The organism is Collimonas sp. NPDC087041 (assembly GCF_044745265.1).
Taxonomy (GTDB): Bacteria; Pseudomonadota; Gammaproteobacteria; order Burkholderiales; family Burkholderiaceae_D; genus Collimonas.
The window spans coordinates 302,526-325,420 of record NZ_JBIUZX010000005.1 but is presented as its reverse complement, the minus strand read 5'-3'; the positions used below and the strand labels follow the sequence as shown (position 1 = coordinate 325,420).

General features: G+C 57.3%; 21 protein-coding genes. 12 read left to right on the top strand and 9 right to left on the bottom strand.

Annotated features, from left to right (window positions below; all coding sequences use genetic code 11):
* The first annotated feature begins 46 nt into the window (after window positions 1-46).
* From ACIPF8_RS11985 to ACIPF8_RS11970, 4 genes are all read left to right on the top strand, one after another.
* A complete protein-coding gene (locus ACIPF8_RS11985; protein WP_400421157.1) occupies window positions 47-2,542 on the top strand; it encodes an acyl-CoA dehydrogenase in 2,496 nt (831 codons plus the stop codon).
* Window positions 2,543-2,616: 74 nt separating this feature from the next.
* The gene (gene speG / locus ACIPF8_RS11980) at window positions 2,617-3,153 is read left to right on the top strand and encodes a spermidine N1-acetyltransferase (protein WP_061534130.1); all 537 of its coding nucleotides are present in this window, start codon (window positions 2,617-2,619) and stop codon (window positions 3,151-3,153) included.
* Between the two features lie 149 nt (window positions 3,154-3,302).
* A complete protein-coding gene (locus tag ACIPF8_RS11975) occupies window positions 3,303-3,872 on the top strand; it encodes a PadR family transcriptional regulator (RefSeq protein ID WP_400421155.1) in 570 nt (189 codons plus the stop codon).
* Between the two features lie 71 nt (window positions 3,873-3,943).
* Window positions 3,944-4,270, top strand: coding sequence for a DUF3861 domain-containing protein (locus tag ACIPF8_RS11970; protein ID WP_400421153.1), 327 nt, complete (start codon window positions 3,944-3,946; stop codon window positions 4,268-4,270).
* A gap of 139 nt (window positions 4,271-4,409) precedes the next feature.
* On the opposite strand, the gene sbcB is transcribed toward ACIPF8_RS11970, so the two are convergent.
* Window positions 4,410-5,843, bottom strand: a complete 1,434-nt coding sequence (sbcB, locus tag ACIPF8_RS11965; RefSeq protein ID WP_400421152.1) for an exodeoxyribonuclease I — start codon at window positions 5,841-5,843, stop codon at window positions 4,410-4,412.
* 247 nt (window positions 5,844-6,090) lie between these two features.
* Here sbcB and ACIPF8_RS11960 point away from each other — a divergent pair, with 247 nt between their 5' ends.
* On the top strand, window positions 6,091-6,330 hold the full coding sequence (locus tag ACIPF8_RS11960) for a DUF3563 family protein (RefSeq protein WP_400421150.1): 240 nt from the start codon (window positions 6,091-6,093) through the stop codon (window positions 6,328-6,330).
* Between the two features lie 227 nt (window positions 6,331-6,557).
* Here ACIPF8_RS11960 and ACIPF8_RS11955 read toward each other — a convergent pair whose 3' ends face one another.
* Complete coding sequence (locus ACIPF8_RS11955) at window positions 6,558-6,860, bottom strand: antibiotic biosynthesis monooxygenase family protein (RefSeq protein ID WP_400421148.1); 303 nt, start codon at window positions 6,858-6,860, stop codon at window positions 6,558-6,560.
* 180 nt (window positions 6,861-7,040) lie between these two features.
* Between ACIPF8_RS11955 and ACIPF8_RS11950 the strand changes: the two genes are divergently transcribed.
* Window positions 7,041-7,559 (top strand): DUF1269 domain-containing protein, encoded by a 519-nt coding sequence (locus ACIPF8_RS11950; protein WP_400421146.1) that lies wholly within the window; start codon window positions 7,041-7,043, stop codon window positions 7,557-7,559.
* 249 nt (window positions 7,560-7,808) lie between these two features.
* A complete protein-coding gene (locus tag ACIPF8_RS11945; protein WP_400421144.1) occupies window positions 7,809-9,110 on the top strand; it encodes a solute carrier family 23 protein in 1,302 nt (433 codons plus the stop codon).
* A 164-nt stretch (window positions 9,111-9,274) separates the two neighbouring features.
* On the opposite strand, the gene ACIPF8_RS11940 is transcribed toward ACIPF8_RS11945, so the two are convergent.
* The 6 genes from ACIPF8_RS11940 to ACIPF8_RS11915 form a co-directional block, all read right to left on the bottom strand.
* Window positions 9,275-9,784 carry a DUF1993 family protein gene (locus ACIPF8_RS11940; RefSeq protein WP_061534125.1) on the bottom strand — a complete coding sequence of 170 codons (510 nt, stop codon included), beginning with the start codon at window positions 9,782-9,784 and terminating at the stop codon, window positions 9,275-9,277.
* A gap of 96 nt (window positions 9,785-9,880) precedes the next feature.
* A complete protein-coding gene (locus ACIPF8_RS11935; RefSeq protein WP_400421142.1) occupies window positions 9,881-10,360 on the bottom strand; it encodes a DUF4429 domain-containing protein in 480 nt (159 codons plus the stop codon).
* 153 nt (window positions 10,361-10,513) lie between these two features.
* On the bottom strand, window positions 10,514-12,289 hold the full coding sequence (locus tag ACIPF8_RS11930) for a glutamine--tRNA ligase/YqeY domain fusion protein (protein ID WP_400421140.1): 1,776 nt from the start codon (window positions 12,287-12,289) through the stop codon (window positions 10,514-10,516).
* A gap of 231 nt (window positions 12,290-12,520) precedes the next feature.
* On the bottom strand, window positions 12,521-13,315 hold the full coding sequence (locus tag ACIPF8_RS11925) for a LytR/AlgR family response regulator transcription factor (RefSeq protein WP_400421138.1): 795 nt from the start codon (window positions 13,313-13,315) through the stop codon (window positions 12,521-12,523).
* Window positions 13,312-14,415, bottom strand: a complete 1,104-nt coding sequence (locus ACIPF8_RS11920; RefSeq protein ID WP_400421136.1) for a sensor histidine kinase — start codon at window positions 14,413-14,415, stop codon at window positions 13,312-13,314. The genes ACIPF8_RS11925 and ACIPF8_RS11920 overlap by 4 nt, the downstream gene beginning before the upstream one ends.
* Window positions 14,412-14,696, bottom strand: coding sequence for a 2TM domain-containing protein (locus ACIPF8_RS11915; protein ID WP_400421134.1), 285 nt, complete (start codon window positions 14,694-14,696; stop codon window positions 14,412-14,414). The genes ACIPF8_RS11920 and ACIPF8_RS11915 overlap by 4 nt, the downstream gene beginning before the upstream one ends.
* Window positions 14,697-14,908: 212 nt before the next feature.
* Between ACIPF8_RS11915 and ugpQ the strand changes: the two genes are divergently transcribed.
* From ugpQ to ACIPF8_RS11890, 5 genes are all read left to right on the top strand, one after another.
* Window positions 14,909-15,679 carry a glycerophosphodiester phosphodiesterase gene (ugpQ, locus tag ACIPF8_RS11910; RefSeq protein WP_400421132.1) on the top strand — a complete coding sequence of 257 codons (771 nt, stop codon included), beginning with the start codon at window positions 14,909-14,911 and terminating at the stop codon, window positions 15,677-15,679.
* Window positions 15,680-15,893: 214 nt separating this feature from the next.
* The gene (locus ACIPF8_RS11905) at window positions 15,894-16,094 is read left to right on the top strand and encodes a hypothetical protein (RefSeq protein ID WP_400421131.1); all 201 of its coding nucleotides are present in this window, start codon (window positions 15,894-15,896) and stop codon (window positions 16,092-16,094) included.
* A 257-nt stretch (window positions 16,095-16,351) separates the two neighbouring features.
* Entirely contained in the window at window positions 16,352-18,976 is a 2,625-nt protein-coding gene (gene alaS / locus ACIPF8_RS11900; protein ID WP_400421129.1) for an alanine--tRNA ligase, read from the top strand.
* A gap of 134 nt (window positions 18,977-19,110) precedes the next feature.
* On the top strand, window positions 19,111-19,662 hold the full coding sequence (locus ACIPF8_RS11895; RefSeq protein ID WP_400421127.1) for an NUDIX domain-containing protein: 552 nt from the start codon (window positions 19,111-19,113) through the stop codon (window positions 19,660-19,662).
* A 120-nt stretch (window positions 19,663-19,782) separates the two neighbouring features.
* Window positions 19,783-21,372, top strand: a complete 1,590-nt coding sequence (locus ACIPF8_RS11890) for a rhomboid family intramembrane serine protease (protein WP_400421126.1) — start codon at window positions 19,783-19,785, stop codon at window positions 21,370-21,372.
* On the opposite strand, the gene ACIPF8_RS11885 is transcribed toward ACIPF8_RS11890, so the two are convergent.
* Complete coding sequence (locus tag ACIPF8_RS11885; protein ID WP_400421124.1) at window positions 21,369-22,718, bottom strand: tol-pal system YbgF family protein; 1,350 nt, start codon at window positions 22,716-22,718, stop codon at window positions 21,369-21,371. The two genes, ACIPF8_RS11890 and ACIPF8_RS11885, sit on opposite strands and share 4 nt — an antisense overlap.
* Between the last annotated feature and the right edge of the window lie 177 nt (window positions 22,719-22,895).

Below are 22,895 nucleotides of genomic sequence, written 5' to 3'. Positions count from 1 at the left end.
ATGTACAAGATTTGCCGCAAGACATACCGTCAAATTGGGAGCAAGCATGTTTTATTGGATCGTAGCGTTGTTTATCGGCGCCTTGGCATTGATGCAGTTGCGCGTCGGCGCCTGGGTTTGGCTGCTTGCCATCCTGGTCTGGATCGGCGCTGGTTTCCAGTTTGCCGGGATTGGCGCGTTGGCAGCGATATTGCTGTTGCTGCTGCTGGTGCCCCCAACCCTGATCGTCGCCATTAAGCCCTTGCGTTACGCACTGCTGAGCCGGCCGGCGCTCAAGGTATTCCAGCGCATTTTGCCGCGCATGTCGCAGACCGAGCGTGATGCAATCGAAGCCGGCACCATCTGGTGGGATGCCGAACTGTTTTCCGGCAAACCGGCATGGGAAAAACTGCTGCAGTTGCCGGCGCCGACATTGAGCGCCGAAGAACAGGATTTCTTCGATAACGAAGTTGAACAGCTATGCCGCCTGGTCAATGATTGGGAAACCACCGAAATCTGGCAGGACCTGTCGCCGCAAGCCTGGCAGTTCGTCAAGGACAAGGGCTTTCTTGGCATGATCATCCCCAAGCAATATGGCGGCAAGGGATTCTCGGCCTATATGCATTCGCAAGTCATCATGAAACTGTCGTCGCATTGCTCGGCGGCGGCGATTTCGGTGATGGTGCCGAACTCGCTTGGCCCCGCTGAGCTGCTGCTGCAATACGGCACCGAAGAGCAAAAAGATTATTTCCTGCCGCGCCTGGCCGCTGGCCAGGAAATTCCGTGTTTCGCGTTGACCAGTCCCTACGCCGGTTCCGATGCCGCGGCGATTCCGGACGTCGGCGTGGTTTGCATGGGCAGTTATGACGGCCAGGAAATGTTGGGTTTCAAGCTTACCTGGGACAAGCGCTACATCACGCTGGGGCCGGTCGCCACCGTACTGGGCCTGGCATTTCGGGTTCAGGATCCCGACCACCTGCTGGCTGTCGATGGCAATGCTGAAATCGACCTGGGCATCACTTGCGCACTGATCCCGACCAATCATCCAGGTGTCGTGACCGGGCGCCGCCATTGGCCGCTGAACGCCGTGTTCCAGAATGGTCCGACTTCCGGCAAGGATGTCTTCATCCCGCTTGATTGGGTGATCGGCGGCCGCGAGCAGATCGGCAAGGGCTGGCGCATGCTGATGGAATGCCTGGCGGCAGGGCGGGCGATTTCGCTGCCATCGTCGACTGTCGGTTTTTCCAAGCTGGCAGTGCAGGGTACCAGCGCCTACGCCGCAATGCGGCAACAGTTCAAGATCCCGATCGGCAAGTTCGAAGGGATCCACGAAATGCTGGCGCGCATGGGCGGCAACCTTTACATGATGGATGCAGTGCGGCGACTGTCGGCGCTGGCGGTGGACGCCGGCGAAAAGCCGTCGGTGATTTCCGCGATCTCCAAGTATCACGTTACCGAGCGCGGCCGGGTACTGATCAACGCCGGCATGGATGTGCTGGGCGGCAAAGGTATCTGCATGGGGCCAAACAATTTCATGGCGCGCAGCTACCAGCAGATGCCGATTGCGATCACGGTCGAAGGTGCGAATATCCTGACGCGCTGCCTGATCATTTTCGGCCAGGGTGCGATCCGCTGCCATCCTTATGTGCTGAAGGAAATGGCCGCGGCCAGCGAGGTCGATCAGGACAAGGCCTTGCACGATTTCGACCAGGCGTTGTTCGGCCACATCAGTTTTGTTTGCGCCAATTTTTCACGGACTTTGGTGGCTGGATTATTGAGCGGCAGCCTGCCGACGGCGCCACGCGCGGCGCCATCCGAGCTGCGGCATTTCTACCGTGCAGTCAACCGCATGTCGGCAGCGTTTGCGTTGCTGAGCGATATGTCGATGTTTGTTCTGGGCGGCTCATTGAAATTCCGCGAGCGGATCTCCGGGCGTCTTGGCGACATCCTGTCGCAGTTGTACCTGGTGTCGAGCGTGCTCAAGCGCTATGAAGACGATGGTCGGCCGACGGAGGATTTGCCCTACGTGCATTGGGCGATACAGGATGCCTTGCACCAGGCGCAGGAAGCTTATCTCGGCGTGCTTGAGAATTTCCCGAATCGCCCGCTGGCGTTGTTGTTGCGGGTGGTTGCCTTTCCTTTCGGACGGCCTTACCAATTGCCTTCCGATGCGCTCGACAGCACCGTGGCCAGGAACATGCAAACCAATGGTGAGAGCCGCGATCGCCTGATTGCAGGCATGCACATGCCGGTCGCCGGTGAATCGCCGCATGCCGCCGGTGAACTGGCTTTCCAGTTGATCCTGCAGGTCAATGCGATCGAAGCGCGCCTGAAGCCGGCAATCCAGGCCGGTACGCTGGCGCCGATCCCGCAAAGCCTGATCGAAATGCAGCACTGGATAGTTGCTGCAGCCGCCAGCGGCGACATCAGCGAAGACGAGCAGCAACTGCTGCAGGATTTTGCGCGCCATGGCGACAGCAGCGTGCAGGTCGATGATTTCCCGCAGGATTTCAATCTGTTGGAATCGATACAAAAGCGCATGCAAGCGTTGCAGCAAACTTGAACCACCAAAGTAATCAAAGCAACCAACGCAACCAAAGCAAGCAAAGAAATTCGCAACAAGCAAGAGAGAAAATCATGACCACCTTAGTACAACCAGGTCTCAAATTGCGCCCGCTGGAACGCAACGACCTGCATTTTGTGCATCAGCTCGACAACAACAGCCACATCATGCGCTACTGGTTCGAAGAGCCGTACGAAGCCTATGTCGAACTGGTGCAGCTGTATGACCAGCACGTCCACGATCAAAGCGAGCGGCGCTTCATCCTGGAAAGCGATAACGGCGAAATGGTGGGGTTAGTGGAACTGGTCGAGATTACCCACATCCACCGCCGCGCGGAATTCCAGATCATCGTCGCACCCAGCGCCCAAGGCCGCGGCTATGCCGAGCGCGCTACCCGGCTGGCGATCGAGTACGCATTCTGCGTGCTCAACCTGTACAAGTTGTACCTGTACGTTGACAAGGAAAATCAAAAGGCGATCCACATTTACCAGAAATGCGGGTTTGAACTGGAAAGCGAATTGAAGAGCGAGTTCTTCATCAACGGCGTGTACCGCGATGCGATCCGCATGTGCATGTTCCAGCCGGAATACCTGGCCAAGCGGCCGCGTTGATGGCTTGCCGCGCAGGGATGTAGAGCGCTCGGTGTTGCTCACTGTTGTTCAATGTTGCTTTCGGGAACTGTGGCGAATTCAAAACAAGCTTGACTTAGCAGTTTCTAAGATATATCTTAGTATCTCATTCAATGAGATAAGGAAGAACCATGTTTGGACATCACAGAGGCTGCGAACGCGGCCGTATGCATCAAGGACACGAAAGGTCGCATCGCGGCGGCGGTTTGTTTGAACGCGGCGGGCGGCGCGAAGGCGGGCGCGGTGGACGCATGTTCGAGCAAGGTAGCTTGCGCCTGGTAATCCTCAATTTATTGCAGGAAAAGCCACGCCACGGCTACGAAGTGATCAAGGCCATCGAAGAACTGGTGGGCGGCGATTACAGCCCGAGCCCAGGTGTCATTTACCCGACCCTGACCTTGCTGGAAGAGCTGGGCTACACGGCAATCGAAGCTGAAGCCGGCGGCAAGAAGCTGTATCGCATCACTCCCGAAGGCGAGCAGTTCCTGGCTGATAACAATGAAGCGTTGACGGCGGCATTGAAGCGCCTGGAAATTGCACAACGTGCATCCGGTGGCTCGGCGCCTGAACTTAAACGCGCGATCCAGAACTTCCGCATGGCGGTGCATATGCGCCTGGAACGCGGCGATTTGAGCCAGGAACAGATGTACGCGATCATCGATGCCATCGACATGGCGGCAGTCAAGATCGAACGGGCCTGAAGCAGGTGCGGGCATATCGCCGCTACTGAATCAATCCAATGATGAAAGTCATTCTGAAATAAGGAGTACCTATGCGTGAACATCGTTACCGTGTCACCCTGGAACATCTGGCGACGCCGAAAGAGGGCGCCGCAACCCATGCGGCCATCGATTTCGAAACCGGCAACCACGATGATCTGTTCGTGATCATCGACAAGGTGCGCAGCCGTGGACAATTTGATGCCGATACCGCCGCTTCGCTGGCGTTGGGCTTGAAGTTGTTTACCGAAGTGATGCTGAAGAACCGCAGCAATCCGTTGTTTGCCGACATCAACCAGCCGATGCGCGATTTCATCCAGAAGCTGAAAGCGCAGCAACCGCCAGCCGCAGAGGCAGCAGCAAATCAAGTCACAAATTAAGTAGGGAATGCACACTCGGGCGGGACGCCGCCTGAGGTGCCGATATAGATGGAAAAAGCGGGGCCGGGATAATTATCCTGGCCCCGCTTTGCATTTCATCCACGAAGGCGCTTTGCCATTCGTTTCACACAGCATCGCTTCAGTCGCGCGCCGGTGCAATCATCTCTGCGTAGTCGTACAGCGCACCAAGGATTTCTTCGCCGCGCTCATCCGCCGTTTCCGACAGATTATCGATTTCCTCAAACAGCATGTCGACGGTGCGGGCATTGCCTTCGCCATCGAACAGGCGCGCCGCCCGATGTTCTTCCCAGCGCTGTGTTTCTTCCTCGCTCAATGTGTCGGGGAAGTTGCGGGCGCGGTAGCGGAACGCCAGTTCTTCCAGGCGCTGGTCGTCGAAGCTGATAGCGGCGCCGGCAAGTTTCTGCGGCGGTAGTGCGCGCAGCTCGTTGAGCTTGCGGCGATCGTTGTTGCCGACGAAGCCACCGTACAAATCTTCATCGACATCGACGCCGCTCTCGTCGGCGCGCTGGAACACCTGGCGCCAGAGTCCGCTGAGATCGGGCGCGCGCGCTGCAATCTCGGCATGGCGCAGCGCCAGTTCGACATCCAGGCCCCAGCGCGCCGCCATGTCGCTCGACAGGGTTTGCAGCTTGTTGATGACGATCGGCGATTTGTTCATGTGCAGCGATTTCAGCGGCAACCGCGTCATGCCTTCCGGCAGCGCGTCGGTCTTGCTGAACAGGCGGGTGCGCACGGTCTCGGCATCCATCGAAAAGATTTCGCTTGGATCGTAAGCCAGGTCCCAGGCCAGGATTTCATTCTTGTTGGTCGGATGCACGCCGAGCGGCCACATCACGGCGATACAGCCATGTTCAGCCGGGAACATGCCGGAAATATGCAGGAACGGCCGCGGCGTCGGCAAGCCGATTTCCGCGCCGACGCGGTCTTTCTTGTGCAGCGCCAGGCAGAAGTCGAACAGCTTGGGTTGATGCTGGCGAATCAGCCGCGCCAGGCCGATGGTGGCGCGGACGTCAGACAGTGCATCATGCGCTGCTTCGTGGCTCAGGCCGTTGGCGGCGGTCAGGTGCTCCAGGCGGAAGCTGGGCCGGCCCTGGTCATTGGTCGGCCACTGGATGCCGTCCGGGCGCAGCGCGTAAGCGGTACGCACCACATCGAGGATATCCCAGCGGCCGCAATTGTTTTGCCATTCGCGCGCATACGGATCGATCAGGTTGCGCCAGAACAGGAAGCGCGTCACTTCATCATCGAAACGGATCGTGTTGTAGCCGACGCCGATGGTGCCGGGTTCGGAAAATGCTTTCTCGATTTGCGCCGCGAACTGGAATTCCGGGATGCCGCGCTCCAGGCACAGTTGCGGCGTGATGCCGGTAATCAGGCAAGATTGCGGATTCGGCAGGAAATCCGCTGCCGGTTGGCAATACAGCATGATCGGCTCACCGATCTCGTTGAGCTCGGCATCGGTGCGGATTGCGGCAAACTGGGCCGGACGGTCGCGGCGCGGCTGCACGCCGAAGGTTTCGTAGTCGTGCCAGAGAAAGGTGTGGTTGGACATCGGTCGCGGATTCGTAGGGAAGAGAGGTGCAGCAGTTTACAGGCAACTTTCGACGCATGTATAGCTGTTTTACAACACATTAAGAGAAATGCCGGGGTGGCCTAAAAAGTCGCTTGTAGCCCCTTAAATTCACAAAACTGATAACTGCTATTGGCAATCGAAATTGGATAATTGATGGGGAAACGCTATTCTGATTGTGCGACGCAACAATTGGCTTGCGGTGAACGCAAAACGAAGAGGAATCATCATGTCTACATTGACCATTAACAGCAATAACAGTATTTCCCGCCCAGCAGCATCGTCGATCGGTGTTTTCAGCGCCGTCGCCGCATTTTTCAAGCGTGTCGGCAATGCCTACGAGCGTTCGGAAGCAGCACGTAAAGAAGCCTACCTGGCAGAAGCAGTTGACTTGTACGACCTGGAATACCGCATGCAACAACTGGATCGTGAAAGCGCGCAGACTGCGGCATGGCTCAAGGGTTTCTAAGCAAGATATTGAGCGGCAACCTAAGTACCTGTAGTGAAGCACGCAGTAAAAGCATGTGTTCAGTAGCGCAAGTAGCTAGCAATTAGTTTAAGCAACAAACTGTAGTTGTAGTTCATCAAAACCGCTGCGTAGCAGTAGGGCATCCCACCGGCACAGGCCGTAGATCGGGCTGCCCCGCTGCTCACACAGTGCGTCTCGCTTCACATTCCCAGATACTTCCCAGGTTTTTAGTGCGACTCTGTCAAGAGCGTAAAATGCTCGACCGTTGGCGGCACCGCAAAGAATGGGCCGACAATCGCGCGCCATGCGGCAAATGCCGGCGATTCGCGAAAATCGACTGTATGGTTTTCCAGCGTCTGCCAGGAAATCGTCAGCACATAACGCTCCGGCGATTCAATTCCCTTGTGTATCTTGAAACCGGCAAAGCCCTTGGCCTTGCTGATGACTTGCTCCACGCCGCGCTGGATGGCGGCGTCGAATTCCTGCTGTTTGCCCGGTTGGATCCGGATATCGGCTAATTCGAGAATCATGGGGATTTCCATCGTGGTTGATTGACTGAAAGGCGATTGTCGCATTTTTGGCGAATGGCTTCAGCGACGGGCGCGATTCAGCTCGACCAGGCCAATTTGACAAGACGGCAATCAAACTTTGTGGATTGCCGCTCCATTGACTATGCTGAAAGCATAAACAGTCACATGAAGGAGACCGTCATGTTGGGCAGACAAAGACTTTATTTCATGTTGCCGGATCTTCCCAGTGCACGCAGCACGCTGGACGAGTTGCTGTTGGCCCGGGTCGGGATTCAGCACATCCATTTCTGGGCCGCCGAAGGGAAGTTGCCCGCCGATATGCCGGAAGCCAATGTGTTGCACAAAACCGATCTCGCCAACGGCGCCGAAGTCGGCCTGCTGGCAGGTGGTGTCATCGGCCTGGTTCTGGGCATGTGGCTGGTTTATTTCCCGCCCGAGTGGGTGCATCTGAATTGGCTGGCGATGGTGGCGACCACGCTGGCTGGCGCGGTGCTCGGTAGCTGGATGTCGGGAATGGCGGCGGCGGCGCTGCCTAATTCACGCCTGAAGTCGTTCCATGCAGGCATTGAGGAGGGCAAGATCCTGTTGCTGGTGGATGTGCCGTTCAAGCGTGTGCCGGAAATTGAAGAGTTGATTGAAAAGCGTCATCCGGAGGCAGCTTTCTCCGGCGTAGAGAAACATATTCCAGTATTCCCATAATCTCATCGGACTAGCAGCAATCGACACCGGGCCTTGTGCCCGGTGTTTTTTTTGTGTGATTTGCAATGTTCGATTCTCCGTCCCGGCGACTCTCTCCCGCATATTTCTTTGATTTCCCGAGTCTCCTGCATTGTTATTTTGCGGCCGGCTTCGTACACTACCCCCGGTAAAAACAAAATCAATCATACGAATTCACCGAGGCCGACAAGCGCGGCCGCAAAGTGCATCGTCATACAGAGAGGACATTCAATGGCGGCTTCCTATTTTCCCAAGTGGCGTTTGCGCACAAGTACTGCCGACGGCCAGGGCCAGGTGATTGCCACCGACGAACGCTTGCCGTGGCCGCAGACCTTTGCGATGGGCATACAACACGTCGTCGCCATGTTCGGTTCGACGGTGCTGGCGCCGTTGCTGATGGGCTTCGATCCTAACTTGGCGATTTTCATGTCGGGCATCGGCACCATGCTGTTCTTTGTACTGGTCGGCGGCCGGGTGCCGAGCTATCTCGGCTCCAGCTTTTCCTTCATCGGCCTGGTGATCGCAGTCAGCGCCTATGGCGGCCATGGACTCAATCCCAATCTCGGCGTCGCGCTCGGCGGCATCATAGCCTGTGGCGTCGTGTATGCGCTGATCGGTTTGCTGGTGATGGCGATCGGAACGCGCTGGATCGAAACCCTGATGCCGCCGGTCGTCACTGGTGCAGTGGTGGCGGTAATCGGCCTGAACCTGGCGCCGATTGCGGTCAAAGGTGTCAGCGGCAATAACTTCGATTCCTGGATGGCGCTGGGGACGGTCTTGTGCGTCGGCGGCGTCGCCGTGTTTGCGCGCGGCATGCTGCAACGCCTGCTGATCCTGGTCGGCCTGATGCTGGCTTATGTGATCTATGCGCTGTTGACCAATGGCGCAGGACTGGGCAAGCCGATCGATTTCGGCACTGTCGCCAATGCCGCCTGGTTCGGCATCCCGCACTTCTCTGCGCCGGTGTTCAAGGCCGACGCGATGGCCTTGCTGGCGCCGATCGCCATCATCCTGGTGGCGGAAAACCTCGGCCACATCAAGGCAGTGGCGGCGATGACCGGACAGAACCTCGACAAATACATGGGCCGCGCCTTTGTCGGCGATGGCCTGGCAACGATCGTTTCCGGCAGCGTCGGCGGCACCGGCGTCACCACTTACGCTGAAAACATCGGCGTGATGGCGGTCACCAAGATTTATTCGACGCTGGTGTTCGTGGTAGCAGCTTGCATGGCCATCGTGCTCGGTTTTTCGCCAAAGTTTGGCGCGGTGATCCAGACCATTCCCGGCGCGGTGCTGGGCGGCGTCTCGATTGTGGTGTTTGGCTTGATCGCCGTCTCGGGTGCGCGCATCTGGGTTGAAAACAAGGTCGATTTTTCCAACAATCGCAACCTGATCGTCGCCGCGGTGACCCTGGTATTGGGCGCTGGCGACTTTACCCTGAAGCTTGGCCAGTTCTCGCTGGGCGGTATCGGCACCGCGACCTTTGGCGCAATCATCCTTCACGCCATTTTGCGGCCGCGCAAGACAACATAAAAAAGCTGCGCATTGCGCCAATGCCGTTCAGTGAAGACTGAACGGCATTTTTTATTTTCAAGAACGCGTAGGGTGGGTAGAAATCTGCCGACCCTACGGTTGCGCGCATAAAAAAACGCGACCCGTAGGCCGCGTGATTGATGGTACTGGGAAACGCAAAAAAATTAGTATGCGCCCATGAAATCGCGCTTGCCGACTTCCACGCCGTTGTGGCGCAGGATGTCGTAGGCGGTGGTCACGTGGAAGAAGAATTGCGGCAGGCCGTAACCGAGCAGGTAAGTCTGGCCGCTCAGTTTCTTTTCTTTTGGCGTGCCTGGACGCAATACGATTTCCAGAGCTTCGCTGCCGTCGATCTGCGCCGCGCTCAGGCCGTCGATGAAGGCCAGGGTCTTGTTGATGCGCGCATGCAGGTCAGCGAAGGTTTGTTCGTTGTCTTCATAAGCTGGGACTTCGACGCCAGCCAGGCGCGCCGGCACGCTCTTGGCGAAATCGGCGGCGATCTGTACCTGACGGGTCAGTTGGAACATGTCTGGAAACAGGCGTGCCTGCAGCAGTGCGTTCGGGTCGATTTTCTTTTCAGTGGCGTGGGCTTCAGCTTTGGCCAGCACATCGTTCAAGGCGTTGAGCATTTGCTTGAAGACGGGAATTGAAGCGCTATACATGGAGATGGTCATGAATGTTCCTTGGTTAGTTATTGCCTGAGGCGTATGACGGAGCGAAACGGTGGGTGATTATAGTGCTTGCGTGTCGACTTCGCTGCGACGGCCGGATTACAGTCCCAGCAGCCGTTTCTTGGCGCTGACCCATTCCGGTTTGGAAATCAGGCCCTGCTTGTATTGCTCGTTCAACTGGTCGAGCAAGTCGAAGTCGATGGTGGCCGGCGGCGGTGGGGGCAGCGTCCTGGCGGTGACGATTTTTTTCTCGATCTCGGTTTTCAGGTTGGCGAACTTGCCCAGCTGGCGGGAGTTGAATAGTACCGTATTGGCGTCGCTGGCGGCGCGCACCAGACTGGTGTCGTCGGGGTTGCCATCGGCCGGGTAGAAGCGGATGTAGCCGTTGCTCAGCAGGCCCGGCAACTGGATGCGAACGCCATTCAAGGCGCTGATCAAAATGTCCTTGTCGCCGTTCCTGGCTTGCGTCAGGCGCGCCATGGCGCCGGCGCGCTTTATCTGGATTCGGTCGCTGAGCAGCGTTACTTGGCCATTAATGCCCCGTACCTGTATCTCTACCTGTATGACAGCTCGGTTCACGTCAGCTACTTTCTTGTGTGCGGTCTCTCTGGTGACGATCTTGTCGTCTATGCATCGGATACTGTAACACCTTGCCTCAAATGAATAAAGACGCCGTACCGGGTTAACGGCGTGGCGTCTTTATTGTTTTTCCGTGCGGAAATTAAGTGTCGTTTATTTGACCCAGCTGTCCTTCAACGTAACCGTCCGATTGAAGACCGGCTTGCCTGGCTTCGAATCGACCCGGTCGGCGACGAAGTAACCATGCCGTTCAAACTGATAGCGGTCTTCCGGCTTGGCGTCCTTCAGGCTTGGTTCCAGATAAGCAGTGATGACTTCCTTGGCGTTTGGATTCAGGGCGGCCTTGAAGTCCTTGCCGCCGGCGTCCGGATGCGGATCGGTGAACAGGCGGTCGTACAGGCGTACCTCGGCTTCCAGCGCATGGGCGGCGCTGACCCAATGGATGTTGCCCTTGACCTTGTAGTTGGCGCTGCCTTCGGTGCCGCTCTTGCTGTCCGGGAAATAGGTGCAATGGACTGCGGTGACCTTGCCATCTGCATCTTTTTCAAAGCCGGTGCATTCGATCACGTAACCGTGGCGCAGGCGTACCCGGCTGCCGGCCTTGTCGGCGCTTGGCGGGACCAGGCGGAAATAGCCCTTGACCGGGTTTTCCATGAAATCTTCCTGTTCGATCCACAGCGTTTTGCTGATCGGGAAGTGGCGCAATGCGGTGGCGTGTTCTGGGTGTGCTGGCGGATAGACCGGAGCATGGCAATCCACGGTTTCGCCTTCCGGGAAATTGTCGATGACCAGCTTCAGTGGCCGCAGCACGGCGTTGGCGCGCGGCGCTTTCGGATCCAGGTCTTCACGCAGTGCGCCTTCCAGCGAGCTCATGTCGATCCAGCCGTCGGATTTGGTGACGCCGGTGCGTTCGCAGAACAGTTGCAGCGATTCCGGCGTGAAGCCGCGGCGGCGGATGCCGACCAGCGTCGACATGCGCGGATCGTCCCAGCCGTCAACGATGCCTTCATCCACCAGTTGGCGCAGCTTGCGTTTGCTGGTAATGACGTAGGTGACGTTCAGGCGCGAGAATTCGTATTGGTGCGGCACCGGTTTTTGCAGGAAGCCGGCGGCGCTCAGGTGTTCCAGTACCCAGTCATAGAATGGCCGGTGATCCTGGAATTCCAGGGTGCAGATCGAGTGCGAAATGTTTTCCAGCGCATCGGAAATCGGATGTGTGTAGTCGTACATCGGATAGATGCACCACTTGTCGCCGGTGCGGTGATGATGGGCGTGGCGGATCCGATAAATGGCCGGGTCGCGCAGGTTCATGTTGGGCGACGCCATGTCGATCTTGGCGCGCACGATGTGCTCGCCATCCTTGAACTCGCCGGCCTTCATGCGGCGGAACAAGTCCAGCGATTCAGCTGCCGGGCGGTCGCGGAATGGCGAATTCTTGCCGACTTCACCGAAATTGCCGCGATTGGCAGCCATCTGTTCAGCGCTTTGGCTGTCGACATAGGCCAGGCCCGCAGTAATCAGGTATTCCGCCATCTCGTACAGCTTGTCGAAATAGTTGCTGGCGAAGTACAGGTGCTCGCCGGTATTGTCTTTCCAGTCGAAACCCAGCCAGCGCACGCTGTCGATGATGGTGTCGACGTATTCCTGCTCTTCTTTTTCAGGATTGGTGTCGTCGAAGCGCAAATGGCAGCGGCCGGCGTAATCGCGGGCCAGGCCAAAGTTGACGCAGATCGACTTGGCATGGCCGATGTGCAGGTAGCCGTTCGGCTCCGGCGGAAAACGGGTGACGACTGGCGGCAATGGCTGACCCTGGCTGTCCTTGCGATCGGCGTAGGAGCCGGCGGTCAGATCGGTTTCGATGATGCCGCGCAGGAAATTGGACGAGGCTGGTGCAGGTGGGGTATGGCCGTTGGTGTGGTCAGTGCTCATGGAGAATTGGTTTATACGCTTTGCTGAATTGGTAGGGATGTACTTCATTCTACCGTAGCAAGAGCGGTTTCAGGCGTGGCCGGGCGGATTTTGTTGCACTGCGGTTGCAGGATGGCAGGAGGCGGGGGCGCTTTTAAGGATGGGGCTGGGGAACTGAATAATTGTCAAAGATTTACTTCAATAAAGCTGCTCGTCGATCTGGAGCCGATATTCGTCGGCTCCAGATGCCCTTTACATTTGCCGGAACAGATGGGCAAATACACGGCTCACGGCGAGCGCCTCGCTGCGGCCGCGCAGTTTGAGCGAGAGCTTACCGCTTTCGTCGCGGATCGCCATCTGGATGCATTGGTGATTGACGACGGTGCCGCGATGCACCTGCCAGAACTGGCGGCCGTCGATCTGTTGCAGTAAATCCTTGAGGCTGGTGCGGATCAGCGATTCGCTGTCGGCGGTAACGACATTGATGTATTTGTCAGTGGCTTCGAAGTAGATCACCTCGTTGATCGGAATCATGCGGATCTGGTTGCCGACTGCGGCGCGGATCATGGTCAGCGGCTCGGCGGCCGATTTGGGCTGCATGTTGTTCAGTTGGCCGATCAGACGCTCCAACGCAGAATTGCTATCGTCGTTCTGTTGCAGCCGCTGCTGCAGGCGTGCGATGGTTTTACCGAGGCGCGCATCGCTGATTGGCTTCAGTACATAATCGGCGGCAGCGTGCTCGAAGGCGTTGATCGCGTATTCGTCGTAGGCGGTGACAAACACGATCAGTGGAAACGCCTCGTTATCAGGCCATTCCTCGGCCAGTTCCTGGGCTGCTTCGAGACCGGTTTTACCTGGCATCTTGATATCCAGGAACAGGATGTCGGGGCGCTGCCTGAGGGTTTGTTCGACCACGGCCTGGCCGTTGTCGACGCTGGCGATGATCTGCAACTCTGGCCACAGGCGCTGCAATGCCTGCTTCAAGGCCGCCGCCAGGATCGGTTCGTCTTCGGCAATCAGGGCGCGCAAATTGGATGGTGTGGTCATGGCAGGATGGGTAGTTGAAGTTGGGCGATAACGCCGTGCGGCAGTTTCGGTTTCACAGTCAGGCTGGCGCGCGAACCGTACAGCGCTTGCAGGCGTTCGTGGATATTGCTGAGGCCGATGTGGCTGGCATGGTTGTTCGGCTGCAGATCGGATTGCGCGCTCAAACCAAGGCCGGTGTCGCTGACGTCAAGCAGCAGTATTTCGCCTTGGCGGCTGGCCGCGACTTCGACGCGGCCGCCCTCGATCTTCGGCTCCAGGCCGTGCTTAATGGCGTTTTCCACCAGCGGCTGCAGCAGCATCGGCGCAATCACGGTATCGCGCAGTTCTGCTGGCAACTGCAGGTCAAAACTCAGGCGGCTGCCCATGCGCAGCGACATCAGCTCCAGATAGGCTTCCATCAGGCTGAATTCCTGCGCCAATGTAGTCTGCTCAATGCGCGAAGAGGAGAGCGAGGCACGCAGGAACTGAATCAACTGGTCCAGCATCTGCTGCGCCCGCGGCGCGTCAATGGCGATCAGGCTTTGCAGTGTCGCCAGCGTGTTGAACAGCATGTGTGGCTCAATCTGCGCCTGCAGCATTTGCAATTGCGCTTGCAGTGCCTGTTTCTCGATGGCGGCGGCCCGCGCCTTTTCGTTTGCCGCCTGGTTGCGCAATTCGGCAAGCGTGCTCAGGTTCCAGAAAAACAGCGTAGCGCCGACGCAGACCGAGACAGTCAGGATGATCAGGCCAAGGCCGCTTACATTCATATACATAGAGGAAAAATTGTCTGTGGGCAGTCCAAGCAGCAAATCGGCCAGGTGGATGCCGACAAATTGGGCGATCCCTGCTGCCACCAGTATGAAGACCATGAACTGCGCCTTGGGTGGCGTTGCGTTACGCCAGAGCAGGGAGCGGCCAGCTTCTATCAGGGCCATCGCTGTCATGCCGATGCACAGTGAAAACACCAGGTTCACCAGGAAGCTGTCACTGATGCGCATCACGTAAGTGACAATGACGGCGCAAACGATGTCGATGACCAGATTGACGTACAAAGTGCGCAGCAGACGCCGCCTCAGTGGCTCGGTTGTTTGCGGCAAAGCGATCTCGGGAGTTGGCTTCATGCGGGAGGAATAGGGTTATTTTTATCTAGTTCGCGTTCGATCATGCGCCGTTTCCACTGCGCACCAGGGGCGTTCAAGAATACCGCAAGGCCGTGAAATAGCAACCCGATTCCCCACCCCAGAAGCGGACCGAGCGCCCAGGGCCGACCAGGATTGTGCAAGAAATTGAGCAGCACCAGGCCGCTGTTGATAATCAAATAAATTGTCAGGTGCACGAAAAATCCAATTTTGCGTTCAACCTGACGTTGCGCATCCAGGTAGCCGGGTCTGGTATCGTTCATGGCATTCTCCTTGTTATGAATGGCTCAATTGTGGCGTTGTCAGCCACCGTCAAGAAGTGAAATGCGACGAAACCGGGATTACGTGCCGCGAATGGTAGCCAGAGGTCGCGGATTGCCAAATACATCAAATCCATTAAGATTGACGTTAAATAGGGGGCAGCAGCTTGCTTTCCCTCCGTTATTCCAACCTATCCGATAGAGAGACAATATTCATGTGGCCCTACCCAAAAGTAGTTGCGCATCGCGGCGGCGGCACGCTGGCGCCGGAAAATACGCTGGCGGCGCTGCGCTGCGGCTTGCAGCACGGATACCGTGCGGTCGAGTTTGACGTCATGCTGTCGCGCGACGGCGTGCCGATCCTGATGCATGACGCGGTGTTTGGCCGCACCGTGCGCGGCGTCGGCAAAGTCTCCGATTTCACTGCTGACGAATTGACCGCGATGGACGCCGGCAGTTGGCTGGGAGAGCAGTTTGCCGGCGAACGCGTTTGTACCTATCGCCAGGCGCTCGACTTTTGCCGTCAGAACGATATCTGGATGAACGTCGAAATCAAACCGGCAGAAGGATTCGAGGTTGAAACCGGGCGCATCGTCGCGCAGCTGACGGAGGAGTGTTTTGCGAATGAGGTGGCGCAACATGTCGCCAGTGCCGACGGTGCATGGGCCGACCCGGCCTTGCCGTTGTTTTCATCTTTTTCATTTGAAGCCTTGCGCGCGGCGCAGGTGGCGGCGCCGGATATCCCGCGTGGATTCCTGACCGATACCATCGAAGACGACTGGCAGCAGCGTCTGCAGGAGCTGGACGCGGTTGCGTTGCATACCAACCATAAATACCTGTCGCCGATGCAGGCGCAGGCAGTCAAGCAAGCCGGTTACGGTTTATTTTGCTATACGGTGAACACGCCGAACCGCGCCGCCGAGATCCTTGGCTGGGGCGTGGACGGCTTTTGTACTGACCGCATTGATCTGATTTCGGCTAATTGAAGCTTATGCAATCCTTGGTTCATGCGCCGCGAGTGAAAAAATCAACATTTTGTGTGGTCGATCATGTCAACCTAACTCGGTAAGCAGGCGTTATGAGAGGGCAGAACCGAGTTTCAGGTCATATTCAGTGACCACAAAGCGAGTGACTAGTCGTAGGTTTTACTCTTGAAGTATCGAATTTGCTTGTTTTTCTAATAACCGAAAGGAAGTCAAGATGAAGATCAATAAATTGCTGGCTGCTGTTGTTATCGCTGCTTTCGCTCTGCCAGTCATGGCGCAAAACGCTCCTGCTCCTGCAGCACCAGCCGCAGCCCCTGCTGCCGATGCAGCAGCGCCAGCGAAAAAAGCGCACAAGAAACATCACCACAAGAAGAGCCACAAGATCACAGCTACGCCAGTTAATAAGGGCGCCTAATAGCCCGCTGTACGGCTGATAGGGGTCTGAATTTCGCGAAATTCAGACCTCATGCCATTCAAAGCCCGCCGGGAGCGATCCTGACGGGCTTTTTTCATCCTGCCACGACAGAATGATGCGGCTGGTATCACGTATAATCGAAGGTTTGCAAAAGAACATACTTGGCCTTCGCATTGCGGATCGATCGTATCCGGATATGGCGCCGACCTTGTTTCCTTGCCTTTTTCCTTGCACCGTTTCATTTTTTGCCCAAGAACATGAACTCAGCCGAAATCCGCGAAAAGTTTCTCAAATTCTTTGAATCCAAAGGCCACACCATTGTGCGCTCGTCCAGCCTGGTCCCCGGCAACGATCCGACATTGCTGTTTACCAACTCCGGTATGGTGCAGTTCAAGGATGTGTTCCTGGGCACCGAAAAGCGCAACTATGTGCGTGCCACCTCGGTACAGCGCTGCCTGCGTGCCGGTGGTAAGCACAACGACCTGGAAAACGTCGGTTACACCGCACGTCACCATACTTTCTTCGAAATGCTGGGCAACTGGTCGTTCGGCGACTACTTCAAGCATGACTCGCTGGTCTGGGCCTGGGAGCTGCTGACCAAGGTATACGGCTTGCCGGCCGATAAATTGTGGGCCACCGTGTATGAAACCGACGATGAAGCCTACGATATCTGGCACAAGGTGATCGGCCTGCCGAAAGAACGCATCGTGCGCATCGGCGACAACAAGGGTGCGCCTTATGCATCGGACAATTTCTGGCAAATGGCAGACACCGGCCCTTGCGGCCCTTGCTCCGAAATTTTCTACGATCACGGCCCGGACGTCTGGGGCGGTCCTCCAGGCAGCCCCGAGCAGGACGGCGACCGTTACATCGAAATCTGGAACAACGTGTTCATGCAGTTTGATCGCCAGATCGATCCGAAAACCGGCGAAGCGACTCTGACGCCGCTGCCGAAGCAATGCGTCGATACCGGCATGGGCCTGGAGCGCCTGGCTGCGGTATTGCAGCACGTGCACAGCAACTATGAAATCGACCTGTTCCAGCGCCTGATCAAGGCCGCGGCACGCGAAACCAATATCACCGACCTGGAAAACAACTCGCTGAAAGTGATCGCCGATCATATCCGCGCCTGTTCTTTCCTGGTGGTCGATGGCGTCATTCCTGGCAATGAAGGCCGCGGCTATGTGCTGCGCCGGATCATCCGCCGCGCATTGCGTCATGGTCACAAGCTGGGCCAGACCAAGCCGTTCTTCTACAAGCTGGTCAAGGATCTGGTGCTGGAGATGGGCGCTGCCTACCCAGAGCTGCCGGAAGCCGCAGAGCGCGTCGAGCAGGTGCTCAAGCAGGAAGAAGAACGTTTCGGCGAAACGCTGGAACACGGCATGAAGATCCTGGAAGCAGCGTTGGCCAAGAATTCCAAAAAGCTGGACGGCGAAACTGCATTCACCTTGTACGACACCTTCGGTTTCCCACTCGACCTGACTGCGGATATCTGCCGCGAACGTGAAGTCGAGCTGGACGAAGCCGGTTTTGCCACTGCGATGGAGCGTCAGAAAACGACAGCACGTGCGGCTGGCAAATTCAAGATGGCTGCGGCAGTGGAATATAGCGGCGATAAGACCCGCTTCGTCGGCTATGACGAGCTGGCGCATGAAGCCAAAGTGTTGGCCCTGTATGTGGACGGCAGCGCGGTGCAGAAAATCGAAGCCGGCCAGGACGCCATCGTGGTGCTCGACACCACGCCGTTCTATGCTGAATCCGGTGGCCAGGTTGGCGACTGCGGCGTGCTGGAAGCATCTGGCGCATTGTTCGAAGTGGCCGATACCCTGAAAATCCAGGCTGAAGTATTCGGTCATCACGGCAATCTGCACAGCGGTTCGCTGGCCGTCGGCGACAAGGTCAACGCCAAGGTCGATACCGCCGTGCGCGGCCGCACCATCCGCAATCACTCGGCAACGCACTTGATGCACAAGGCCTTGCGTGAAGTGTTGGGTGCGCATGTGGCGCAAAAGGGTTCGCTGGTCGATGCCGACAAGACCCGTTTCGACTTCAGCCACAATGCGCCGGTCAGCGCCGATGAAATTCGTCGTATCGAAGAAATCGTCAACCGCGAAATCCTCGCCAACGTCGCTACCGAAGCCAAGCTGATGTCGTTTGACGACGCGGTTGGCGCCGGTGCCATGGCGCTGTTCGGCGAAAAGTACGGCGACGAAGTGCGTGTCCTGTCGATCGGTACTTCGCGCGAATTGTGCGGTGGTACCCACGTTAGCCGCACCGGCGATATCGGCCTGTTCAAGATCGTCGGCGAAGGTGGTGTCGCTGCCGGCATCCGCCGTATTGAGGCAGTGACCGGCGAAGCCGGCCTGGCGCTGGTGCAAAATTTGAGCAACCGCGTCAACGAAGCCGCTGCCGCATTGAAGGCGCAGCCGGAGGAACTGACCCAGCGCATCGCGCAGGTGCAAGATCACGTCAAGGCGCTGGAAAAAGAATTGAGCAGCCTGAAGTCGAAGCTGGCAGCGAATCAGGGCGATGAACTGGTGCTGCAAGCCGTCGACGTCAACGGCATCAAGGTGCTGGCGGCGACGCTGGAAGGCGCCGATAGCGCGACACTGCGCGAAACCATGGACAAGCTGAAAGACAAGCTGAAAACCGCAGCCATCGTGCTGGCGGCAGTCAAGGATGGCAAGGTCAGCCTGATTGCCGGCGTCACTGCCGACGCCACTGGCAAGGTCAAGGCTGGTGAACTGGTCAACTTCGTCGCCCAGCAAGTCGGCGGCAAGGGTGGTGGCCGTCCTGACATGGCGCAAGCTGGCGGTACCGATCCGAGCGGCCTGGCGGCAGCCTTGCAAGGCGTTGCGGCATGGGTCGGCGAGCGCGCCTGAAGAAGATGAGCTTTCAATGATGGCTTGAGATACAGGCCATGCAGTTCAACAAAGCGGGAAGCATCAAATCGCAGTAGTATCGCGGATTGATTCTTCCCGCTTTTTTCTATTCCATCCAACTGACAACATCAGCCATGAGTGAATTCAAATTCTGTCCGGTTTGTGCAGCATCCCTGATCCAGCGTGCCGACGAAGGCGAAGCCGGGAAGTTGCGCCTGGCTTGTCCTGAAGGCCACTGGACCCACTGGGACAATCCGCTGCCGGTGCTGGCCGCAATCGTCGAGATCGACGGCAAGATCCTGCTGGCGCGCAACGCCGCATGGCAGGAGGGCATGTTTGCGCTGATCACCGGTTTCATGGAGCGCGATGAAACGCCGGAGCAGGGCATTGCACGCGAACTGAAAGAAGAAACCAACCTGGATGCCGGCCAGATTACGCTGATCGGTGTCTATGAATTCATCCGCAAGAACGAACTGATCATCGCCTATCACGTCAAGGCAAGCGGCACGATCAGCTTGTCTGAAGAACTGCTGGAATACCGCCTGCTGGAACCGGCCAAATTGCGGCCATGGCGCGCCGGCACCGGCCATGCGGTGGCAGACTGGATGCGCGGCCAAGGGCTGGCGGTTGAATATGTCGACCGGCCGTTGCTGGAACCGGCGCCGGAAGCCGCGCTGAAATCGTAGCTTGGTCGCCACAGCGGGTTTTATTGCAAATAAATAACGCTGCCATGGGGCAATGACTGGGTAGAATTGGATAATTGAAATTCCCGTATCCCATTACCCATTTAGCGCCGCTGAACCGCCATGCTGATTATTCCGGTAGACCGTAAGCCAGACTGGCGGCGCCCGCCGCTGATTACCATTTTTCTGGTGCTGGTCAATTTGCTGATTTACTTCGGCATACAGTGGGGCGAGCGCAACCATATGGAGCCGGCTGCCGACTATTATCTGGTCGAATCGCGCCTGCCGGAATTCGAATTCCCCGCCTACGCCCGCTATCTGGAAAGCGACAACAAGACCGCCGCCGCAACCAGCATGCGCAAGGCCTTGGAACGCTGGCAGCAAATACGTGCGCGCGCTGACCTGGCCGCCGCACGCAATGGGAAGACGGCATCGCTGGACGATTACGGGCAAATCGCCCAGGCCTGGTATGTGCTGGATGCCGATACGGCTTTTTCGGCGCTGATGCAGCAACCGAAGCCGTCCGTCCTTGGCACTATCGATGCCGACGATCTGGCCGTGTGGAAGGAACAGCGCGAACACTATTCGCTGATCCGCAAACGCAGCTTTACCGAACGCTATGCGCTGATTCCGGCCCAGGCTTTCGAACGCCCGGTGACCTTGATCACCCACATGTTCCTGCATGGCAGCGTCGAGCATGTGTTGGGCAATATGGTGTTCCTGGCGATGGTCGGTTACGCGGTCGAGATACTGCTTGGTGGTGGTTTGTTCTTGCTGTTCTATCTCGCCTCAGGCTTGCTGTCGGCCGCCTTTTATCTGTTGTTCCGCGGCGATAGCATGATCTTGTCGCTGGGCGCGTCGGGCGCAATTTCCGGCGTCATGGGAATGTACACCGTGCTGTACGGCCTGCGCCGGATTCGTTTCTTCTACTGGTTCCTGTTCTATTTCGATTTCTTCACGGCGCCGGCGCTGATCATGTTGCCGATCTGGGTCGGCAAGGAAGCTTTCGACCTGTGGTTCGGCGGCCCGTCCAACACCAATTACTACGCGCATATCGGCGGCCTGCTTGGCGGCGCATTGCTGGCGCTCTTGTATCGCTTGCTGGCGCGCCGCAAGCTGGAGCAGGCACATGCGAACTATGTTGCCCCTGCCGATGACGACAAGTTGCTGCGCACCTTGCAGCAGAGCGCCTATGCAGCGTTGAGCCGTCTCGACTTCGAGCGTGCCCGGCGTGATTTCAGCAGCCTGGTGAGCAAGACCTTGGCGCAGAAACGGACGCCGCAGCCCGACTGGCTGCTGCAGTTGTTCAACCTGTCGAAAGGCGCACCGTCGTCGTCAGCATTTCATCAAGTCGCAGCCATGCTGCTGCGCTTGCCGAAAGGCGCGCTCGATGAAGAGAAAATCCACCAAGTGTATCTGGATTATGTGGCGCGCGCCGCACCGCGGCCGTCGCTGAGCAGCGAGCAATCGCTGGCCCTGGCCAAGCGCTTTGCCCTGAACGGCCAGCCGCAGACGGCTGAGAATATCTTGCAGATACTGATGGTGACAGCGCGTCAGCACCAGCAACTGCCGCAGCTGGTGCATTGCATCGCCAGGGGATTTATTGCTGCGGGTAGGCACGACAAAGGGCAGCAATACCAGAAGTTATTGCTGCAACAATTTCCGGCGAGTGACGAAAGCCGTTTGATTTCCAGCCCGGGTAACCGGTATTAGGCTGGCGACGACGGTTCGGCAAGGCGTTCGATAATTTGCTTGTACTGTTGCGCTTCGACGGCTGCCGGGCTGGTGGGCCACTGCGCAATCACGTGATTGAATAGAGCCATCGCACGAGCATCCTGGCGCAGATGGTCGGACAGTAATTTCCCCGCCAGCACCAGCACCGCCGGCACATCCTTGTGGCGTGCGGCGCGTTTGTGGAAACCTGAGACAATTTCAAGCGCCACTTGATATTCGCGGATCGAAGCCGCCGCCGTGGCAATGTCCAGTACGTGATCCGGATTGTCGACCTTGAACTCGGGATCGAGTTGGCGTGCCTGCCGCCAGGTGTCGCCAATGCGTCCGGCCTTGCCTGAGCGGGCCAGCGCAAACAGATGGCGTTGCGCATGTTCAAGCTGTTTCTTGGTATCGCCTTTGAGCATCAGCAGTTTGGCGTAGTGCCCGCACAGCTGCGCGTTATGCTGATCGTAGCGCAGTTCTTCCCACACCATTTCCATCGCCATGTCGATATTGCCATCGCGGATCATCGCGCCGATCTGTTGCGCCAGGATTTCTTCGTCGGTCAGCGGACGGTTCTTGCGGCTGCTGGCCAGTGCGTTGATTTCAAAATTGCGATCCGGGGAATAACCGATCTCCTGATGGTACTGATACATCGTATAACCCATCAGGTTGAAGCCGACCAACGTGAAGTAGGCGAAGGCAAAAATGCCGAGTCCGACCAGCAGCACGATCGGCAGCTTTCCGACGAATAGTGCGATCAGCACCGGCGCCGACTGGTTCAGTATGAAACCGAATACCCACAGCGCCAGGTAGGGCCAGCCGACCGCCTTGATCATCTTGAACACGTTGAATGGATTGATCGCCTCGGTGAAACTGTGGGTGTGTCCGAGCACCATGATGCAGGCCGGCAGCATCAGGTTGGCCACGGCATTGCCCGCCAACAGGAGAAGCGGATGGATTTCGCCAAGGATCGCGATAAAAAAACCTTGCACCAGCACCACCAGCAGCAATTTGTACGGCGACATTTTGTGCACGTCATTCGGCTCATCAAAATCCGCATGGCGCAGATTGCCGAGCGAGGTCTGTTCCAGGACCCGGAACGCCTGGCGCATCAGGTCGACCAGGAAACCGATGCCGACCAATACCGTGATGATCAGGATGAGTGGCGAGAAGCCGCCGTCTTCGCCGTATCCGCCCAACATCCACAAGCCGGCGCCGATCAGTGCATAGACTGCCGGATGCCAGAGTAATTGCGGTTGGGCTGGATAGAGGAAAAATTGCGGCAGACGTTGCCAGAATGGCGTAATGTTCCTATATGGCTTTTCGGTAGCGGTATCCGACATGCTTTTTCCTCAGGGGCTCGCTCAGGGCAGCATTGGAGCTGATGCGCACTTCTGCGGCTTGCGCTTGTTACATTTTGTTACTAAGTTATTGAATGTTAGCACGGGGACGATGCATAAAGATTGCATTAAAGACATATTTAATTATCGTAACAGCTGTTGTAAAAATGATTGATGGTT

What these genes read in the sequence shown, in the direction of transcription:
- ACIPF8_RS11985 (WP_400421157.1), top strand. Translation starts at nt 47, where the DNA reads ATGTTTTATTGGATCGTAGCGTTGTTTATCGGCGCCTTGGCATTGATG.
- speG (WP_061534130.1), top strand. Translation starts at nt 2,617, where the DNA reads ATGACCACCTTAGTACAACCAGGTCTCAAATTGCGCCCGCTGGAACGC.
- ACIPF8_RS11975 (WP_400421155.1), top strand. Translation starts at nt 3,303, where the DNA reads ATGTTTGGACATCACAGAGGCTGCGAACGCGGCCGTATGCATCAAGGA.
- ACIPF8_RS11970 (WP_400421153.1), top strand. Translation starts at nt 3,944, where the DNA reads ATGCGTGAACATCGTTACCGTGTCACCCTGGAACATCTGGCGACGCCG.
- sbcB (WP_400421152.1), bottom strand. Translation starts at nt 5,843, where the DNA reads ATGTCCAACCACACCTTTCTCTGGCACGACTACGAAACCTTCGGCGTG.
- ACIPF8_RS11960 (WP_400421150.1), top strand. Translation starts at nt 6,091, where the DNA reads ATGTCTACATTGACCATTAACAGCAATAACAGTATTTCCCGCCCAGCA.
- ACIPF8_RS11955 (WP_400421148.1), bottom strand. Translation starts at nt 6,860, where the DNA reads ATGATTCTCGAATTAGCCGATATCCGGATCCAACCGGGCAAACAGCAG.
- ACIPF8_RS11950 (WP_400421146.1), top strand. Translation starts at nt 7,041, where the DNA reads ATGTTGGGCAGACAAAGACTTTATTTCATGTTGCCGGATCTTCCCAGT.
- ACIPF8_RS11945 (WP_400421144.1), top strand. Translation starts at nt 7,809, where the DNA reads ATGGCGGCTTCCTATTTTCCCAAGTGGCGTTTGCGCACAAGTACTGCC.
- ACIPF8_RS11940 (WP_061534125.1), bottom strand. Translation starts at nt 9,784, where the DNA reads ATGACCATCTCCATGTATAGCGCTTCAATTCCCGTCTTCAAGCAAATG.
- ACIPF8_RS11930 (WP_400421140.1), bottom strand. Translation starts at nt 12,289, where the DNA reads ATGAGCACTGACCACACCAACGGCCATACCCCACCTGCACCAGCCTCG.
- ACIPF8_RS11925 (WP_400421138.1), bottom strand. Translation starts at nt 13,315, where the DNA reads ATGACCACACCATCCAATTTGCGCGCCCTGATTGCCGAAGACGAACCG.
- ACIPF8_RS11920 (WP_400421136.1), bottom strand. Translation starts at nt 14,415, where the DNA reads ATGAAGCCAACTCCCGAGATCGCTTTGCCGCAAACAACCGAGCCACTG.
- ACIPF8_RS11915 (WP_400421134.1), bottom strand. Translation starts at nt 14,696, where the DNA reads ATGAACGATACCAGACCCGGCTACCTGGATGCGCAACGTCAGGTTGAA.
- ugpQ (WP_400421132.1), top strand. Translation starts at nt 14,909, where the DNA reads ATGTGGCCCTACCCAAAAGTAGTTGCGCATCGCGGCGGCGGCACGCTG.
- ACIPF8_RS11905 (WP_400421131.1), top strand. Translation starts at nt 15,894, where the DNA reads ATGAAGATCAATAAATTGCTGGCTGCTGTTGTTATCGCTGCTTTCGCT.
- alaS (WP_400421129.1), top strand. Translation starts at nt 16,352, where the DNA reads ATGAACTCAGCCGAAATCCGCGAAAAGTTTCTCAAATTCTTTGAATCC.
- ACIPF8_RS11895 (WP_400421127.1), top strand. Translation starts at nt 19,111, where the DNA reads ATGAGTGAATTCAAATTCTGTCCGGTTTGTGCAGCATCCCTGATCCAG.
- ACIPF8_RS11890 (WP_400421126.1), top strand. Translation starts at nt 19,783, where the DNA reads ATGCTGATTATTCCGGTAGACCGTAAGCCAGACTGGCGGCGCCCGCCG.
- ACIPF8_RS11885 (WP_400421124.1), bottom strand. Translation starts at nt 22,718, where the DNA reads ATGTCGGATACCGCTACCGAAAAGCCATATAGGAACATTACGCCATTC.